Source organism: Pseudescherichia sp. (genome assembly GCF_031998825.1).
In the GTDB taxonomy this organism is placed as follows: Bacteria; Pseudomonadota; Gammaproteobacteria; order Enterobacterales; family Enterobacteriaceae; genus Pseudescherichia.
On sequence record NZ_DAMACX010000064.1, the window covers coordinates 1 to 17,543 of the forward strand.

The window sequence follows — 17,543 nt, forward strand, 5'->3', positions numbered from 1 at the left end:
CGACGTGCTGCTGGTGGATACCGCCGGTCGTCTGCACGTTGACGAAGCGATGATGGACGAGATCAAACACGTCCACGCCGCCATTAATCCCGTAGAGACGCTGTTCGTAGTCGATGCCATGACCGGTCAGGACGCCGCCAATACGGCGAAGGCGTTCAACGAAGCGCTGCCGCTGACCGGCGTGGTGCTGACCAAGGTCGACGGTGACGCCCGCGGCGGTGCGGCGCTCTCTATTCGCCACATCACCGGCAAGCCGATCAAGTTCCTCGGCGTGGGTGAGAAAACCGAAGCCCTGGAGCCGTTCCACCCGGATCGTATCGCCTCCCGTATCCTCGGTATGGGCGACGTGCTGTCGCTGATCGAAGATATCGAGAGCAAGGTAGACCGCGCTCAGGCAGAGAAGCTGGCGAACAAGCTGAAGAAGGGCGACGGCTTTGACCTCACCGACTTCCTTGAGCAGCTGAAGCAGATGAAGAACATGGGCGGCATGGCCAGCCTGATGGGCAAGCTGCCGGGCATGGGCCAGCTGCCGGACAACGTTAAATCCCAGATGGATGACAAAATTCTGGTGCGTATGGAGGCGATCATCAACTCGATGACGCTGAAAGAGCGCGCCAACCCGGACATCATCAAAGGCTCCCGCAAGCGTCGTATCGCGGCGGGCTGCGGCATGCAGGTGCAGGACGTCAACCGTCTGCTGAAGCAGTTCGATGACATGCAGCGCATGATGAAAAAGATGAAGAAGGGCGGGATGGCAAAAATGATGCGTAGCATGAAGGGGATGATGCCGCCCGCAGGTTTCCCGAAGCGCTGATATGGCCTGGCTTACTTGCCTGCGATTTCGATGTATTGATTGCTTTTTGCCGGGAAACGAGTAAAATTTTCGGGCTTTTAATATGACACCGGGCTCCGTTCCTCGACGGGGCCTGGTGTTTTATTCACACAAGAGGATGTTATGGTAACTATTCGTTTAGCTCGTCACGGCGCTAAAAAGCGTCCGTTCTACCAGGTTGTTGTTACTGACAGCCGTAATGCACGCAACGGTCGCTTCATTGAGCGCGTTGGTTTCTTCAACCCGATCGCTAGCGAAAAAGAAGAAGGCACCCGCCTGGATCTGGATCGCATCGCTCACTGGGTTGGCCAGGGCGCTACCGTTTCCGATCGCGTTGCTACGCTGATCAAAGAAGCAAACAAAGCAGCTTAATCTGTCACGGTGGTCATGATGAGCATTAAAGCACCTGTTGAACCGATCGTATTGGGAAAAATGGGTTCTTGCTACGGGATCCGTGGTTGGCTCAGAGTGTTTTCCTCCACTGAAGACGCTGAAAGCATTTTTGATTACCAGCCCTGGTTTATCCAGAAGGCCGGTAAGTGGCAGATGGTCGAGCTGGAAAGCTGGCGTCACCACAATCAGGACATCGTCATTAAGCTGAAAGGCATTGATGACCGTGATGCTGCGAATGCGCTGACTAATTGTGAAATTGTCGTGGATTCGTCGCAGTTGCCGCCGCTCACTGAGGGTGACTACTACTGGAAAGACCTTATGGGCTGCCAGGTAGTGACCACAGAGGGCTACGCCCTGGGTAAAGTCATCGATATGATGGAAACCGGGTCAAATGACGTTCTCGTCATCAAGGCAAACCTGAAAGATGCGTTTGGTATCAAGGAGCGGCTGGTTCCGTTCCTCGATGGACAGGTTATCAAGAAAGTCGATCTCACTACTCGCACAATCGAAGTAGATTGGGATCCTGGTTTTTAAACCTCCGGATAAACGGTAGGCACGGCACGATGGGGATTGGCTTGTGTTCATTGGTATAGTTAGCCTGTTTCCTGACATGTTTCGCGCCATCACCGATTACGGGGTAACTGGCCGGGCCGTTAAAAATGGCCTGCTGAGCATCCAGAGCTGGAGTCCACGTGACTTCGCTCATGACCGGCACCGTACCGTGGACGATCGTCCTTACGGCGGCGGACCGGGGATGCTTATGATGGTTCAACCCTTGCGGGATGCCATCCACGCAGCGAAAGCCGCGGCGGGTGAGGGCGCAAAGGTGATCTATCTGTCACCTCAGGGACGCAAGCTTGATCAAGCGGGCGTTAGCGAACTGGCAACGAATCAGAAAATGATTCTGGTGTGCGGGCGCTACGAAGGGGTCGATGAGCGTGTGATCCAAACCGAAGTCGACGAAGAGTGGTCTATCGGCGATTACGTGCTCAGCGGTGGTGAGTTACCAGCAATGACGCTGATTGACTCGGTTGCCCGGTTTATTCCAGGCGTACTGGGGCATGAGGCATCGGCAACGGAAGATTCCTTTGCCGATGGGTTGCTGGACTGTCCACACTATACCCGTCCTGAGGTGTTAGAAGGCATGGAGGTTCCGGCGGTTCTGCTGTCGGGTAACCATGCCGAGATACGTCGCTGGCGTCTGAAACAGTCGCTGGGCCGCACCTGGCTTAGAAGACCTGAACTTCTGGAAAACCTGGCTCTGACTGAAGAGCAAGCAAAGCTGCTGGCGGAGTTCCGAAAAGAGCACGCACAACAGCAGCAAATACATGATGGGATGGCGTAAGCCTCCAAATATCAGTTTACCCAGGATAAGAGATTAAATTATGAGCAACATCATTAAGCAAATTGAACAAGAGCAGATGAAGCAGGACGTACCTTCCTTCCGTCCGGGTGATACCGTGGAAGTGAAAGTATGGGTTGTTGAAGGTTCCAAAAAACGTCTGCAGGCATTCGAGGGCGTGGTTATCGCTATTCGTAACCGCGGTCTGCACTCTGCATTCACTGTTCGCAAAATTTCCAACGGCGAAGGCGTTGAGCGTGTCTTCCAGACTCACTCTCCGGTAGTTGACAGCATTGCTGTTAAACGTCGTGGTGCTGTACGTAAAGCTAAACTGTACTACCTGCGTGAGCGTACCGGTAAGTCTGCTCGTATCAAAGAGCGTCTGAACTAAGGTTCGCTGTCGCGACATCCTGATAAAAAGGGGCTGGCCTGTGGGCTGGCCCCTTTTTTTATGCCTGTGCGCTCGATCTGTTAACCCCCGCGTGATAAATCCATTACAATGTCCCCTCTCGACCGGAGGGCTAGTGGCTAACCTGATGCATCACTCAACATGGAAACGCGCAGCGGCATTGACCGCGCTGTTTGCGATCCTGCTGATCGTGATTGCGCCACTGATCTCCGTCGCGCTGCAAAAAGATCCCATGAGCGCCATGCCGGGCATGCATCACGAGATGTCGATGATGCCTGAACATCACGCGATGCCCGAGCATAAGCCCGCATCGCAAAGCATACCTGTCGATCATGCCGAAGCGTGCGGCTACTGCGTGCTGCTGGCCCATGTGCCAGGCGCGATCCTTGCGCTTATCGTTCTGCTCTATGGCGTGCTGCTCAGGCTGCGGATCACACCGCCGCGGCCCGCCGTGCATCACTGGCACTTCTTCCCCTGGCTCTGCCCTGATACCCGCGCCCCACCGCGCCTGTCTGCTTTTTCCCTTTAAAAAACAAAATCGATAACTTTTTGCCTTAGAAAGGAAAAGTATGACTACCTGCACTTCGCGCGCGGCATGGGTAAACCTGCTGCGACGTCTTCATTTCTACATCGGCCTCTTTGTGGGCCCGTTTATCTTTATCGCTGCTCTCAGCGGGACGCTCTATGTCGCCACCCCACAGCTGGAGAGTGCGCTCTATCACGATGCACTCTACGGATCCGTAACCGGCGAGCGGCAACCGTTGGCCGAGCAGGTGGCGGTGGCAGAGAAGGTGACCGGCGGAACGCTGCGTCTGCACGCCGTCCGCCCTGGTCTTATCGACGGAGAGACGACGCGGGTGATGTTTGCCGATCCGCAGCTCGGCGTCTCGGAGAACCGGGCTATCTTTATCGATCCCGTGACCCTGGCGGTTAAAGGCGATATGACCGTCTATGGCACCAGCGGCATTCTGCCTCTGCGCCAGACCATCGACTACCTGCACCGTTCCCTGCTGCTCGGAGACATCGGGCGGATTTACAGCGAACTTGCCGCGTCGTGGATGTGGATCGCTGCCCTGGGCGGCATTGCGCTGTGGTGGTTTACCCGCCCGAAACGGCGGATTACCAACCGGGTACAGAATCATCGTCGCCTGCACGTCAGCCTGGGGTGGGCTCTGCTGGCGGGAATGCTGCTCTTCTCTGCGACCGGTCTGACCTGGTCGCAGTGGGCCGGTGGGAACGTTGATAAAATGCGTGCGGCGCTGGGCTGGATGACGCCGCAGGTCAATACGCAACTGCGTGGGCCTGCTCAGCCTGCCGATCCTCATGCGGAACATCATGCCCATCATGAGCACCACGAGGGAATGGCGATGCCGATGCCGATGGCGGAGAGCGACGCCGACAGCGTGCAGTATGATGAGGTGTTGCAGGCAGCGCGTCAGGCGGGCATCGATGCCTCTCGTCTTGAGATCCGCCCGCCGCGCAGTGCAGACATGGCCTGGACGGTCACAGAGATCGACCGGTCCTGGCCGACGCAGGTCGATGCGGTAGCGATTGATGGTCACACCATGATGGTGATCGACCAGACGCATTTTGCCGACTTCCCGCTGATGGCGAAGCTGACCCGCTGGGGCGTCGATTTCCATATGGGCGTGCTGTTTGGTCTGCCAAACCAGCTGGCGCTGATCCTGTTTGGCGGCGCGCTGTGCGTCAGCATCGTGGTGGGCTACCGGCTGTGGTGGATCCGCCGTCCGGCGCAGGGGGGAGTCAGTCCTGTGCAAACCCTGGTGCAGAGCTGGCTGGCGCTGGGCGGAGGAGGGCGGCTGATAACCCTGGTCCTCGCCGTGCTGATTGGCCTGGCGCTGCCGGTGCTGGGCATCAGCCTGCTGCTGTTTATCGCTATTGATATTCTGCGCTGGCGGCGGGCCAGTGCCGCACGGCTGCAGCCAGAGCAGGAGTCAGGGCGTCTTTGAGTGGCGCTGCTTGACCTTGTACATGTTCTTATCCGCCAGCTCCAGTAGGCTCTCGGCGCTGGCGTGCTCCCATGCCAGCGCATAGCCAATGCTGAGGGTCATTATGGTCGTCGTGCCGTTGTGCAGATCGAAAGGCTGATAGAACTGCTGCGCCAGCGCGCCCGAGAGACGCTTAACCTCATGCTCGCTGTGCACGCCAGTGAGGATCATCGCAAACTCATCCCCACCCAGGCGGTAGACCGTATGCTGTTTGCCGCCAAAGTCAGTTAGCCGTTTCGCCACCTCAATCAGCACGCTATCGCCGACGGCGTGGCCCCATGTATCGTTGATAAATTTAAAGTTATCCCCGTCCAGAAACAGCAGCGCCGAGCAGCTCTGGGCGGCTTCATCCTTCATCAAGGTGGTGATGGCGTTGCGAAAAGCGGCGCGGTTAGCCAGCCCGGTTAGCGGATCGTGCAGGGCAGTGCGCAGCAGCAGGGCGTTGCGCGCCTGTAAACTCAGCTGCCACTCCTCCATCTCATCCAGCAGGCTGTTAAAGTCCTGACCAAAGCGATGGAACTCCTCAATACGCTCGTCGGCGACGCGGCGGGAAAAGTTGCGGTAGGTCCGCACGTCATGCACCACGTCGGTAATATTTTGCAGGGCGTTAAACACGCCGTTATGCAGATAGCGGCTGATGGCGAGTGCCACCGCAGAAGCAAACAGGATAGAGCCGGTTAATACGCCGAGAGAGAGCAGGACAAAGTGTCCAATCAGGCTGGCCTGAGCGGTCAGGCGCAGCTCGCCGATCTGCGTGCCGTCGTGCATGATGGGCTGTGTAACCGGCTGGGAAAGCAGCCCCTGACGGATCAGCTCGCTGGCTTTGTCATAGCTGGTTTTCGGCGTCGAGGACCAGCCCGCCACAACGTGCTGTTTCGTGTCTCGCACCTCCGCTGCGCTATAGAGCTCGCGCTGGCCAAGCGTAGAGAGCGTATCGGCAGCGGCGGAGACGTCGTTGCGGACAAGCGCGAACGCCAGGCTACGACTCATGGTCGCCCCCGTCAGTTCTAAATTGCGCTGGGCATACTGTTTAAGCGTTAGCACCGAGGTGACGGAGATCAGAAACCAGACCAGCGTCATCGTGATAATCACGTTAATAATATTGATTCGGCGTAGTGTGCGCTTAAAGGTTGGGCGTGAAAGATCCGTATTCATCATTATTTCCCCGCAACGACGGCTAACTATTACACGTAGCAGAAAAACAGCGTTTACCTGCATAGACCCTTGTACGATCGTGGTTATTTTACCCTGGCCAGAGCAGGGGTGATCGCGACTTATTCACAGATTGGATAATATTAAGGCTATTAATTGAGGATGGCGTCGCGGGTTCCCTCTTTCATCCCCGCTTGCCAGGCACTACGCAGCTGTGTGGCGCTCTCTTGCGTATCGCAGCCGACAGGGTAGATTTTACCCGCACGGCCCCAGGCATAGAGAAAGTCGTCGTGGCAGATTCTCTTCAGGCCGTCTTTATAGCCTTGTAGATAACGGTTTCTATCAACGTTGGCATCGTTATGTAACGCAGCCAGAGCGCTGTTCTCTTTAACAACCGCGCCCGAGAGGGCGTCGTCTTTTCCAGTGCTGTACCAGTCCGTGCCGGTCCAGGTGGGAGCATGTGTGTAAGGTTCAACTGAACAGCCAGATAGCAGGATCGCTAACAGTGCGTACATTCCAGGTTTCATCGTCGTGCTCCTTTTTCTTTTATTAAAGCGTAGCCTGGTTGCCGCTACGTTGCTCGCTGTACATTTTAATTTACGAATTAAGCGCAAATAAATTGCCTTTTAGCGGGTGTTGTAAACTAATGTGTACGTAATATGGATTGAAATCTTTACCGATTGTGTTACTGTTAGGTCATTCTCTGCTGAGAACACTATCGCAAAGAACTATCGCAACGAACTATCGCAATAAACGACCAGGATCGCCATCATGCAAAAAGACGCGCTGAATAATGTCCATATCGCCGACGAGCAGGTTTTAATCACTCCGGAACGCCTGAAAGCGGAGTTTCCGCTGACGGCTGAGCAGGAGGCGCAGATCTCTCAATCGCGCCAGACCATCTCCGACATCATTGCCGGGCGCGATCCGCGTCTGCTGGTGGTCTGCGGACCGTGCTCTATTCACGATCCGCAGGCAGCCATTGAGTATGCTCACCGCTTTAAAGCTCTTGCCGCAGAGGTCAGCGATAGCCTCTACCTGGTCATGCGCGTCTATTTTGAAAAACCCCGTACCACCGTCGGCTGGAAAGGGTTGATTAACGATCCGCATATGGATGGTTCGTTTGATGTCGAAACCGGGCTGAAAATTGCCCGTAGCCTGCTGGTGGAGCTGGTCAGCATGGGCCTGCCGCTGGCGACCGAAGCGCTGGATCCCAACAGTCCGCAGTACCTGGGCGATCTCTTTAGCTGGTCGGCCATCGGGGCACGTACCACCGAGTCCCAGACCCACCGTGAAATGGCCTCCGGTCTCTCCATGCCGGTCGGGTTTAAGAACGGCACCGACGGCAGCCTGGCGACAGCGATCAACGCTATGCGCGCGGCGGCAATGCCGCACCGCTTTGTCGGCATCAACCAGGCCGGTCAGGTATGCCTGTTGCAAACCCAGGGCAATCCGGATGGACACGTGATCCTGCGTGGTGGCAAAGCGCCGAACTACAGCCCGGCGGACGTGGCCCAGTGCGAGAAAGAGATGACCCAGGCGGGCCTGAAGCCAGCCCTGATGGTAGACTGCAGCCACGGTAACTCGAATAAAGATTACCGCCGTCAGCCTGCGGTAGCGGAATCCGTCGTGGCGCAAATTAAAGATGGCAACCGGTCAATCATCGGCCTGATGATCGAGAGTAATATCCATGAAGGTAATCAATCGTCAGAGCAGCCGCGCAGCGATATGAAGCACGGCGTCTCCGTGACCGATGCCTGCATTAGCTGGGAAACCACCGATGCGCTGCTGCGTGAGATCAACAAACATCTGCGTGGGCATCTGGCAGCACGTCTGGCTTAAGAGGTTGTTATGGTTGCTGAATTGACCGCCCTGCGCGATCAAATTGATGAAGTGGATAAGGCGCTGCTGGCCCTGCTGGCCAGGCGTCTGGATCTGGTGGCCGAGGTGGGCGAGGTTAAGAGTAAATATGGCCTGCCGATCTACGTTCCCGAACGTGAGGCGGCCATGCTGGCCTCCCGCCGGCAGGAGGCCGAGACGCTTGGCGTGCCGCCGGATCTGATTGAAGATGTGCTCAGGCGCGTGATGCGGGAGTCCTACTCCAGCGAGAACGATAAAGGGTTCAAAACTCTCTGTCCGACGCTGCGTCCAGTGGTTATTGTGGGCGGCGGCGGCCAGATGGGGCGGCTGTTCGAGAAGATGCTGACCCTCTCCGGCTACCAGGTGCGTATCCTTGAGAAGGATGACTGGGCGCAGGCGAGCAATATTGTCGCCGACGCCGGGATGGTGATCGTCAGCGTGCCGATCCACGTCACCGAGCAGGTGATTGCTTCTCTGCCGCCGCTGCCGGAGGATTGCATCCTGGTCGATCTGGCCTCGGTGAAAAGTGGGCCGTTGCAGGCCATGCTTAGCGTGCATAAAGGGCCGGTGTTGGGGCTGCATCCGATGTTCGGTCCAGACAGCGGCAGCCTGGCGAAGCAGGTGGTGGTCTACTGCGACGGACGCAAGCCGGAAGCCTACCAGTGGCTGCTGGAGCAGATTCAGGTCTGGGGCGCGCGGCTGCACCGCATCAGCGCCGTCGAGCACGATCAGAACATGGCGTTCATTCAGGCGCTGCGTCACTTCGCTACCTTCGCCTACGGGCTACATCTGGCGGAAGAGAACGTGCAGCTGGAGCAGCTGCTGGCACTCTCCTCGCCCATCTACCGCCTGGAGCTGGCGATGGTCGGGCGGCTGTTTGCCCAGGATCCGCAGCTCTATGCCGACATCATCATGTCTTCCGAAAGCAACCTGGCGCTGATCAAGCGCTACTACCAGCGCTTTGGTGAGGCGATAGAGCTGCTGGAGCAGGGCAACAAGCAGGCCTTTATCGATAGCTTCCGCAAGGTTGAGCACTGGTTTGGCGACTACGCCCAGCGCTTCCAGAGCGAAAGTCGGGTGCTGCTGCGTCAGGCCAACGACAGCCGTCAATAGATAAAAAGCTGTATATACTTTAAGGCCAGTGGGTTACCCGCTGGCCTTTTTACTGTATGGGAGTCTTTATGGCTGAGCCGCAACTGCTGTTTGATTACACCGGCAATCTGCCGGAATGTCCTGTCTGGAGCGAATCGGAACAGGCGCTGTACTGGGCCGATATTCTGGAAGGGGAGATCCACCGCTACCATCTGGCGTCCGCCGAGCATACCGTCCTGCGGTTTCCGGAAGAGGTGGGCTGCTTTGCCCTGCGCGAAAAGGGCGGTTTTATCGTTGCGATGCGTAATGCCATTTGGCTGGCGGACAAGCGTGGCCTGCTGACTCACAAAGTGTGTGATAACCCCTCTAATCCGGAGCTGGCGCGCTTTAACGACGGCGGGACCGACCATGATGGGCGTTTTTACGCGGGGACCTTCTGGGCACCGCAGGATTACAACGGCGCGCTGCTGGTACGGGTCGATAACGATCTGACCCCGAAGGTGATCCAGTGCGATATTCTCGGGGCCAACGGCCTGGCGTTTAGTCCGGACGGGAAGTGGATGTATACCTCTGACACGCCGCAGGAGGTGATCTACCGCACGCCGCTGGATGAGCAGGGCGAGCCTGGCAAGCGCGAGGTGTTCCATACCTTTAAAAAAGAGGAAGGGCAGCCGGACGGTGCGGCGACGGACGTGGAGGGCTGCTACTGGAGCGCGTTGTATGACGGCTGGCGCATCGCGCGTTTCTCTCCCGAGGGCGAACAGCTTGAAGAGTACCGCCTGCCGGTGCGCTGCCCGACCATGGTCTGCTTTGGTGGTGAGGATATGAAGACGCTGTTTATCACCACCACCCGGGAAAATATGAAGAAAGATGAGCTGGCGAAGTTTCCGCTCTCCGGAGCGATCTTCACCCTGCCGGTGAGCGTGGCAGGCGTGAAGAAATCTCCCTTTATTGAGCGTTAAGCCGGATCGACCGGCACGACGTTCTCGCCAGGATAGCAGCCCAGCACTTTCAGCGAGCGGGTAATCTCCCCTAGCTCGCGCAGGGCTTTCTGCATGGATGCAGACTCCAGGTTGGCCTGGACATCCAGATAGAACATCTCCTCCCACGGGTTGCCGTAGATCGGACGTGACTCGAGCTTAGTCATAATCAGGCTGTGGTTACGCAGCACCAGCAGCGCCTCAACCAGCGCACCGGCCTGCTGGCCGGTGGCGATCAGCAGCGTCGTTTTGGCCGGTACCTGATCGGAGACGTTAACCGGCTTACGCGCCAGCACAATAAAGCGGGTGATATTTTGCGTCTGGTTCGCCAGGTTGCGCTCCAGCACCTGCAAGCCGTACAGCGCGCCGCCCGCTTCGCTGCCCAGCGCGGCGACATGCGGCGAGTTGGCCTGAGCCACCTTCTCCATTGCCGCCGAGGTGCTCTCGGTATACTCAATTTTCCACTGCGGGTAGCGGTTTAAAAATTGGCTGCACTGCTGGAAGGGCTGCGGGTGGCTATAGACCGTTTCGATTTTACTCAGGTCGGTGGTACCCGATACCAGCACGCAGTGATCGATAGGCACGGTCATCTCGCCGACGATTGACAGGCTGGTGTGCTGGAGCAGATCGTAGACGTCGTTAATCGCCCCGGAGCTGGTGTTCTCCAGCGGGACGACGGCATAGTCCGCCTGGCCGGTCTCTACCTGCTGAAAGATATCGTGGAACTTGGCGCAGCCGCTCTCAATAAACTGCGCAAAGTGGCGCGCCGCATACTGACGTGCGGCCAGGTGTGAATACGATCCTTTGGGGCCAAGAAAGGCGATCCGCGCCGAGTGCGGGTTAGTTTTATTGAGATGCTGCTGGAGCAGAGCCTGCTGGGTTAACACGGAGTCTTCAATAATCAGCTGGAACAGGCGAGTAATATAGTGCGCATCGAGATGGTGCGTTTTGCCCAGCTGGATCAGGTGCTCCAGCAGATCGCGTTCGCGATCGATATCGCGCACCGGACGGTGGGAGGTAAGCTTGGCTTTGCCCACCTCAACGGCAAGCTGGCGACGCTCCGCCAGCAGCGCCAGCAGTTGCTCATCCAGGGCGCTTATCTTTTTACGCAGATCCAGCAGCGGGTTTTCCGGTGTCATAGTGTTGCCTTAGTCATTATCGTTATCGGTCTGTCAGCCATAAAAAAGGCCCCCCGGTTTGGGAGGCCTTGCTGTTCGTCTTCGCACACGCTCTTATACGACGAAACGCCTCCCGTTCAGGGGAAGGTAAAAAAGCGTGCGAAGAAAAACGGCGTCTGTTTCATGGATAGTTCCTGTGCGTGTCTGCAAGTAAAGTAACCGTACTGTTTTCACCCTGTCAATAAAAAACGCGCCCGAAGGCGCGTGGATGAGACACTCAATGTAAAGGACTACTCTTCTTCTTCCACGAAGCTGGCGTCTTTCACCGAGGTGGTGGCACGACGGGCTTCGCCTTTGTGCTGCACTTTATTGAGCTGCCGTTCCAGCTTGTTAATCAAGTCGTTGATGGCGGTGTACATATCATCGTGTCGGCCGCTGGCAACCAGCTGTCCGTTAGGGGTATTAATGGTTGCGTCGGCAACGAAACCCTGTGGCTCCTTCGAGAGGATGATATGGGGGTTAATCAGATGGGTTTGCCACTTTTCTAGCTTGGCGAGACGGTCGGCGACATGTTGGCGAATAGCCGGAGTAATTTCCATTTGTTTACTGGTAATGTTCATTGTCATAGATGCTACCTCTTGTCTTTTCCGTCCAGGTAACCTCAGCATAACGAACCTAAGGTCAAAAAGTGTGATTAAGATCACGTATTTTTGTCACTTTTTGTCAAGGAGGACTTTTTGTGAGGCAGGACAGGAAGAGGTGAGATTTCCCTTGAAGGATAGGGGAAGGGGAGTCATAGTTGATAAGTTGTGTAGCGGCACTACTTCTTCAGGGGCAGCCGAAACCGCATAAAAAAACGGCAGCCCGAGAGCTGCCGTTTAGTTTTTCAAGCGATCAGGTGTTGCTGCTGTTGGCCGCGATAATCTTCGCGACTTTTTCCGCCTGCGTGGTCATCTGCATCTGGCGGTAGGCGTTTTCCATCAGCGGCAAGGCGTTACGCGTTGCCTGGGTATCCGGGTAGTCACGCAGCATGCCTTCTACACGGTTTACTACCGCAACCCACGCCCCACGTTCGGTATAGTACTGCGCTACAGAGTACTCATACTTCGCCAGACGATCCTTCAGGAATACCAGACGCTTGGTCGCATCGGTAACGTACTGGCTGTTCGGATAGCCGCGCACCAGCTTCGAGAAGTCGTTAAACGCATCGCGGGCGTGCTGAGGATCGCGGTCGCTACGATCGACGCCGAAGAAGCCTTGCAGCGCGCTATCGTCCAGCGCCATGTCGGTCAGGCCACGCATATACATCACGTAATCGATGTTCGGGTGAGTCGGATTCAGACGCATAAAGCGATCGATGGCGGCCTGAGCCAGCGGCAGATCGGCATTTTTATAGTAGGCGTAGATCAGATCCAGCTGAACCTGCTGGGAGTAGGGTCCAAACGGATAACGGTTATCCAGCGCTTCCAGTTGCGTTATGGCCTGTTTCCAGTTACCGTCCTGCAACTTTTGCTGGGCAGTCGCGTAGATCTCATTAGGCGGATTATCAGGCACCTCTTCCTTTGAACCGGAGCAACCCACCAAAGCCAGGCTCAACGTGGCGGCTGCCACCAGATATTTCATGCGCGTCATGACGTTTTGACTTTCCTCAAAATGTTTATGCGGGAGGATTCTCTGTTCCTGCTCCCGATTAAGACCAGCTACAATAGCACACTATATTAAACGGCGAAGCCGTAAAAACCCAAGGTTAACGAAGAAGCTGTCTATGGCACAACTAGTACAACTCACCGCAACGGTGTCCGAAAATCAACTCGGTCAACGCTTAGATCAGGCATTGGCCGAAATGTTCCCGGATTATTCACGTTCGCGCATAAAAGAGTGGATCCTCGACCAGCGCGTGCAGGTCAACGGCAAGATTTGCGACAAACCCAAAGAGAAAGTGTTGGGGGGCGAGCGCGTCGCCATCAATGCGGAGATCGAAGAAGAGGCGCGCTTTGAGCCGCAGGATATCCCGCTCAACATCGTCTATGAAGATGACGATATCCTCGTTATCAACAAGCCACGCGACTTCGTGGTTCACCCGGGCGCAGGCAACCCTGATGGCACCGTGCTGAATGCGCTGCTGCACTACTATCCGCCGATCGTTGACGTGCCGCGCGCGGGCATTGTCCACCGTCTGGATAAGGACACCACCGGCCTGATGGTGGTCGCTAAAACCGTTCCGGCCCAGACCCGGCTGGTAGAGTCCCTGCAGCTGCGTGAGATCACCCGTGAGTATGAAGCCGTTGCCATTGGTCATATGACGGCGGGCGGTACGGTGGAAGAGCCAATCAGCCGCCACCCGACCAAGCGTACCCACATGTCGGTGCATCCGATGGGCAAGCCTGCGGTTACGCACTACCGCATTATGGAGCACTTCCGTGTACACACGCGTCTGCGTCTGCGCCTCGAAACAGGCCGTACGCACCAGATCCGTGTTCACATGGCGCACATTACCCATCCGCTGGTGGGCGATCAGCTCTACGGTGGCCGTCCACGTCCGCCAAAAGGGGCATCTGACGAATTTATCACCGCGCTGCGCCAGTTCGACCGCCAGGCGCTGCACGCGACCATGCTGCGTCTCTATCATCCGATTACCGGTATCGAGATGGAGTGGCACGCGCCGATCCCCCTGGATATGATCGATCTGATCGACGCCATGCGCGCCGATTTCGAAACCCATAAAGAGGATGTGGACTGGCTATGACATCGCTGATTGTTCCGCAGTGGCCGCTGCCTGAAGGCGTCGCGGCCTGTAGTTCTACCCGCAACGGCGGCGTGAGTCTCGCCCCCTGGGACTCTCTGAACCTGGGCGCACACTGCGGTGACAACCCTGAGCATGTCGAGGAGAACCGTCGTCGGCTGTTTGCCGCAGGCGGTCTACCCTCAAAACCCGTCTGGCTGGAGCAGGTGCACGGTAAGACCGTACTGACGCTCTCCGGTGAGCCTTACGCCTCTAAGCGGGCAGATGCCTCTTACAGTAATACACCCGGCACGGTGTGTGCCGTGATGACCGCCGACTGCCTGCCGGTGCTGTTCTGTAACCGTGCGGGGACCGAAGTGGCTGCGGCACACGCGGGCTGGCGCGGCCTGTGCGCGGGCGTGCTGGAAGAGACGGTGGCCTGCTTTGCCGATAAGCCGGAAAACATCATCGCCTGGCTGGGGCCAGCCATTGGTCCTGACGCTTTTGAAGTCGGCCCGGAAGTACGCGACGCTTTTATTGCTGAAGATTCGAACGCTTCAGCGGCATTTCGTGCGGCAGGCGAAAAATATTTTGCCGATATCTATCAGCTCGCCCGTCAGCGGCTGGCACGCGTCGGCGTAGACGCTGTCTACGGTGGCGACCGTTGCACCTTCAGTGAGCAAGATGAATTTTTCTCTTATCGCCGCGACAAAACGACCGGGCGCCTGGCAAGTTTCATTTGGCTGATATAACCTAAAGAATCAAGACGATCCAGTACGTGTAACATTCTTTGTACATAATTTAGATCATTAACCTTGAATAATTGAGGGATGACCTCATTTAATCTCCAGTAGCAAATTTGACCTGTATTATGGGAGGAGTTATGCGTCTGGATCGTCTTACTAATAAATTCCAGCTGGCTCTTGCCGACGCTCAGTCACTCGCGCTGGGGCAAGACCATCAATTCATCGAACCACTACATCTTATGAGCGCCTTGCTGACACAGGAGGGGGGATCGGTACGTCCGTTACTCACCTCTGCCGGTGTCAACGCAGGCCAGCTCCGCACCGCCATTGACCAGGCGCTGAGCCGTCTGCCCCAGGTTGAGGGTACCGGCGGCGACGTACAGCCGTCACAGGATCTGGTGCGCGTGCTCAACCTCTGCGACAAGCTGGCGCAGAAACGTAACGATAACTTTATTTCGTCAGAGCTGTTTGTTCTGGCGGCGCTGGAGTCGCGCGGCACGCTAGCCGATCTGCTGAAAGCAGCGGGGGCAAATACCAACAATGTGACCCAGGCAATTGAACAGATGCGTGGAGGGGAAGGCGTGAACGATCAGGGGGCCGAAGACCAGCGTCAGGCCTTAAAGAAATTTACCGTTGACCTCACCGAGCGTGCCGAGCAGGGCAAGCTGGATCCGGTGATTGGCCGTGACGAAGAGATTCGCCGTACTATTCAGGTGCTGCAACGCCGTACCAAAAATAACCCGGTGCTGATCGGCGAGCCGGGCGTAGGTAAAACTGCCATTGTTGAAGGGCTGGCACAGCGTATCGTTAACGGCGAAGTACCGGAAGGGCTGAAGGGCCGTCGGGTGCTGGCGCTGGATATGGGCGCGCTGGTGGCCGGGGCGAAATATCGCGGTGAGTTCGAAGAGCGCTTAAAAGGCGTGCTGAGCGACCTGTCAAAGCAGGAAGGTAACGTCATCCTCTTTATCGACGAGCTGCACACCATGGTGGGCGCAGGTAAAGCCGATGGTGCCATGGATGCCGGGAACATGCTGAAACCGGCTCTCGCCCGCGGTGAGCTGCACTGCGTCGGCGCGACCACGCTGGATGAGTACCGTCAGTATATTGAGAAAGATGCGGCCCTGGAGCGACGCTTCCAGAAAGTGTTCGTTGCCGAGCCATCGGTTGAAGATACCATCGCTATTCTGCGTGGGCTGAAAGAGCGCTATGAGCTGCACCACCATGTGCAGATCACCGACCCGGCCATCGTGGCGGCCGCGACGCTCTCTCACCGCTACATTGCCGATCGCCAGCTGCCGGATAAAGCCATTGACCTGATCGATGAGGCGGCATCCAGCATCCGGATGCAGATCGACTCGAAACCGGAAGAGCTGGATCGTCTGGACCGGCGCATTATCCAGCTCAAGCTGGAGCAGCAGGCGCTGATGAAAGAGTCTGATGACGCCAGCATCAAGCGTCTGGAGATGCTCAACGGCGAGCTGGCGGATAAAGAGCGCCAGTACTCTGTGCTGGAAGAGGAGTGGAAGGCGGAAAAAGCCTCGCTCTCCGGAACGCAGACCATTAAAGCCGAGCTGGAGCAGGCGAAGATTGCCATTGAGCAGGCCCGCCGCGTTGGCGACCTGGCCCGGATGTCCGAATTGCAGTATGGCAAAATCCCTGAGCTGGAGAAGCAGCTTGAGCAGGCAACGCAGGCGGAAGGCAAAACTATGCGTCTGCTGCGCAATAAGGTAACCGATACTGAGATCGCCGAAGTGCTGGCGCGCTGGACCGGAATTCCGGTGGCTCGCATGATGGAAGGCGAGCGCGAGAAGCTGCTGCGTATGGAGCAGCAGCTGCATAGCCGCGTGATTGGCCAGGATGAGGCCGTTGAGGCGGTATCGAACGCCATTCGCCGTAGCCGGGCAGGTCTGTCCGATCCAAACCGTCCGATTGGCTCCTTCCTGTTCCTTGGGCCAACCGGGGTAGGGAAGACCGAGCTGTGCAAAACGCTGGCTAACTTTATGTTCGACAGCGACGATGCGATGGTGCGTATCGATATGTCCGAGTTTATGGAGAAACACTCCGTGTCTCGGCTGGTGGGCGCACCTCCGGGATATGTGGGCTATGAAGAGGGCGGTTATCTGACCGAGGCGGTTCGTCGTCGTCCCTACTCTGTGATCCTGCTGGATGAGGTAGAGAAGGCACATCCGGACGTATTCAACATTCTTTTACAGGTGCTGGATGACGGACGCCTGACGGACGGGCAGGGACGGACGGTCGACTTCCGCAATACCGTGGTGATTATGACCTCCAACCTGGGGTCCGATCTGATCCAGGAACGCTTCGGTGAGCTGGACTACAGCCATATGAAAGAGATGGTCATGGGCGTAGTGAGCCACAGCTTCCGTCCGGAGTTCATCAACCGTATTGATGAGGTTGTGGTATTCCATCCGCTGGGTGAGAAACATATTGCCTCGATTGCCCAGATCCAGCTGCAACGTCTCTATAAACGTCTGGAAGAGCGTGGCTATGAGGTGCAGATGTCTGACGATGCGCTGAAGCTGCTGAGCGCGAATGGTTACGATCCGGTATATGGGGCACGTCCGCTGAAACGCGCTATCCAGCAACAGATCGAGAACCCGCTGGCGCAGCAGATCCTCTCCGGCGAGCTGATTCCAGGCAAAACGGTACAGCTGGTCGTAAAAGACGACCGCATTGCCGCCGTGCAGTAACTGGTAAAATTGCAAAACGGGTCCTCAGGGACCCGTTTTTGTTTATAATCCAGGCAAAAACAGGCTTTAGATCACTGTATTGTTCAAAATTTGCACTATCGATAACTTTTTTTAATTTTATACTTGTCAGCTCCGAATAACTCCCTATAATGCGCCTCCACTGACACGGAACAACGG

19 protein-coding genes and 1 other annotated feature are annotated in these 17,543 nt (G+C 56.7%); of the genes, 13 read left to right on the forward strand and 6 right to left on the reverse strand.

The genetic code is table 11. The features are described from left to right. The 7 genes from RTP97_RS19375 to RTP97_RS19405 form a co-directional block, all read left to right on the forward strand. A partial coding sequence (locus RTP97_RS19375; protein WP_409455960.1) for a signal recognition particle protein occupies positions 1–814 on the forward strand: 814 nt, incomplete at its 5' end. Positions 815–955: 141 nt separating this feature from the next. Next, positions 956–1,204 (forward strand): 30S ribosomal protein S16, encoded by a 249-nt coding sequence (gene rpsP / locus RTP97_RS19380; protein WP_042387512.1) that lies wholly within the window; start codon positions 956–958, stop codon positions 1,202–1,204. A 15-nt stretch (positions 1,205–1,219) separates the two neighbouring features. Continuing rightward, on the forward strand, positions 1,220–1,759 hold the full coding sequence (gene rimM / locus RTP97_RS19385) for a ribosome maturation factor RimM (protein WP_312214106.1): 540 nt from the start codon (positions 1,220–1,222) through the stop codon (positions 1,757–1,759). 43 nt (positions 1,760–1,802) lie between these two features. After that, positions 1,803–2,570, forward strand: coding sequence for a tRNA (guanosine(37)-N1)-methyltransferase TrmD (trmD, locus tag RTP97_RS19390; RefSeq protein ID WP_042387508.1), 768 nt, complete (start codon positions 1,803–1,805; stop codon positions 2,568–2,570). Positions 2,571–2,610: 40 nt separating this feature from the next. Beyond that, the gene (rplS, locus tag RTP97_RS19395; RefSeq protein WP_006178051.1) at positions 2,611–2,958 is read left to right on the forward strand and encodes a 50S ribosomal protein L19; all 348 of its coding nucleotides are present in this window, start codon (positions 2,611–2,613) and stop codon (positions 2,956–2,958) included. A gap of 145 nt (positions 2,959–3,103) precedes the next feature. Further along, positions 3,104–3,505 carry a DUF2946 domain-containing protein gene (locus tag RTP97_RS19400; RefSeq protein ID WP_409455961.1) on the forward strand — a complete coding sequence of 134 codons (402 nt, stop codon included), beginning with the start codon at positions 3,104–3,106 and terminating at the stop codon, positions 3,503–3,505. A 40-nt stretch (positions 3,506–3,545) separates the two neighbouring features. Beyond that, complete coding sequence (locus tag RTP97_RS19405) at positions 3,546–4,946, forward strand: PepSY-associated TM helix domain-containing protein (RefSeq protein ID WP_312416540.1); 1,401 nt, start codon at positions 3,546–3,548, stop codon at positions 4,944–4,946. On the opposite strand, the gene dgcN is transcribed toward RTP97_RS19405, so the two are convergent. After that, the gene (gene dgcN / locus RTP97_RS19410; protein ID WP_312416541.1) at positions 4,932–6,140 is read right to left on the reverse strand and encodes a diguanylate cyclase DgcN; all 1,209 of its coding nucleotides are present in this window, start codon (positions 6,138–6,140) and stop codon (positions 4,932–4,934) included. The two genes, RTP97_RS19405 and dgcN, sit on opposite strands and share 15 nt — an antisense overlap. Before the next feature lie 149 nt (positions 6,141–6,289). Beyond that, the gene (locus RTP97_RS19415) at positions 6,290–6,664 is read right to left on the reverse strand and encodes a DUF2799 domain-containing protein (protein ID WP_312416542.1); all 375 of its coding nucleotides are present in this window, start codon (positions 6,662–6,664) and stop codon (positions 6,290–6,292) included. A 244-nt stretch (positions 6,665–6,908) separates the two neighbouring features. On the opposite strand from RTP97_RS19415, the gene aroF reads away from it, so the two are divergent. From aroF to RTP97_RS19430, 3 genes are all read left to right on the forward strand, one after another. Then, complete coding sequence (gene aroF, locus RTP97_RS19420; RefSeq protein WP_312416544.1) at positions 6,909–7,979, forward strand: 3-deoxy-7-phosphoheptulonate synthase AroF; 1,071 nt, start codon at positions 6,909–6,911, stop codon at positions 7,977–7,979. Positions 7,980–7,988: 9 nt separating this feature from the next. Further along, the gene (gene tyrA / locus RTP97_RS19425) at positions 7,989–9,110 is read left to right on the forward strand and encodes a bifunctional chorismate mutase/prephenate dehydrogenase (protein ID WP_312416546.1); all 1,122 of its coding nucleotides are present in this window, start codon (positions 7,989–7,991) and stop codon (positions 9,108–9,110) included. Positions 9,111–9,178: 68 nt separating this feature from the next. Further along, on the forward strand, positions 9,179–10,051 hold the full coding sequence (locus tag RTP97_RS19430; RefSeq protein WP_312416549.1) for an SMP-30/gluconolactonase/LRE family protein: 873 nt from the start codon (positions 9,179–9,181) through the stop codon (positions 10,049–10,051). Here RTP97_RS19430 and pheA read toward each other — a convergent pair. From pheA to bamD, 4 genes are all read right to left on the reverse strand, one after another. Next, positions 10,048–11,208, reverse strand: coding sequence for a bifunctional chorismate mutase/prephenate dehydratase (gene pheA, locus RTP97_RS19435; RefSeq protein ID WP_312416551.1), 1,161 nt, complete (start codon positions 11,206–11,208; stop codon positions 10,048–10,050). The genes RTP97_RS19430 and pheA overlap by 4 nt on opposite strands. A gap of 39 nt (positions 11,209–11,247) precedes the next feature. Further along, positions 11,248–11,373 (reverse strand) — a sequence feature (Phe leader region). Next, complete coding sequence (gene pheL / locus RTP97_RS19440; RefSeq protein ID WP_181016674.1) at positions 11,325–11,372, reverse strand: pheA operon leader peptide PheL; 48 nt, start codon at positions 11,370–11,372, stop codon at positions 11,325–11,327. It overlaps the preceding feature by 48 nt. A 104-nt stretch (positions 11,374–11,477) precedes the next feature. After that, positions 11,478–11,813, reverse strand: a complete 336-nt coding sequence (raiA, locus tag RTP97_RS19445; protein WP_312214122.1) for a ribosome-associated translation inhibitor RaiA — start codon at positions 11,811–11,813, stop codon at positions 11,478–11,480. A gap of 268 nt (positions 11,814–12,081) precedes the next feature. Next, entirely contained in the window at positions 12,082–12,819 is a 738-nt protein-coding gene (bamD, locus tag RTP97_RS19450) for an outer membrane protein assembly factor BamD (RefSeq protein ID WP_312416554.1), read from the reverse strand. Positions 12,820–12,952: 133 nt separating this feature from the next. Here bamD and rluD point away from each other — a divergent pair, with 133 nt between their 5' ends. The 3 genes from rluD to clpB all read left to right on the forward strand — a co-directional run bounded on the left by rluD (position 12,953) and on the right by clpB (position 17,366). Beyond that, a complete protein-coding gene (gene rluD, locus RTP97_RS19455) occupies positions 12,953–13,933 on the forward strand; it encodes a 23S rRNA pseudouridine(1911/1915/1917) synthase RluD (protein ID WP_312416555.1) in 981 nt (326 codons plus the stop codon). After that, positions 13,930–14,661, forward strand: a complete 732-nt coding sequence (gene yfiH, locus RTP97_RS19460) for a purine nucleoside phosphorylase YfiH (RefSeq protein WP_312214130.1) — start codon at positions 13,930–13,932, stop codon at positions 14,659–14,661. The genes rluD and yfiH overlap by 4 nt, the downstream gene beginning before the upstream one ends. Positions 14,662–14,792: 131 nt before the next feature. Further along, entirely contained in the window at positions 14,793–17,366 is a 2,574-nt protein-coding gene (gene clpB / locus RTP97_RS19465) for an ATP-dependent chaperone ClpB (protein WP_312416556.1), read from the forward strand. The last annotated feature ends 177 nt before the right edge of the window (positions 17,367–17,543 follow it).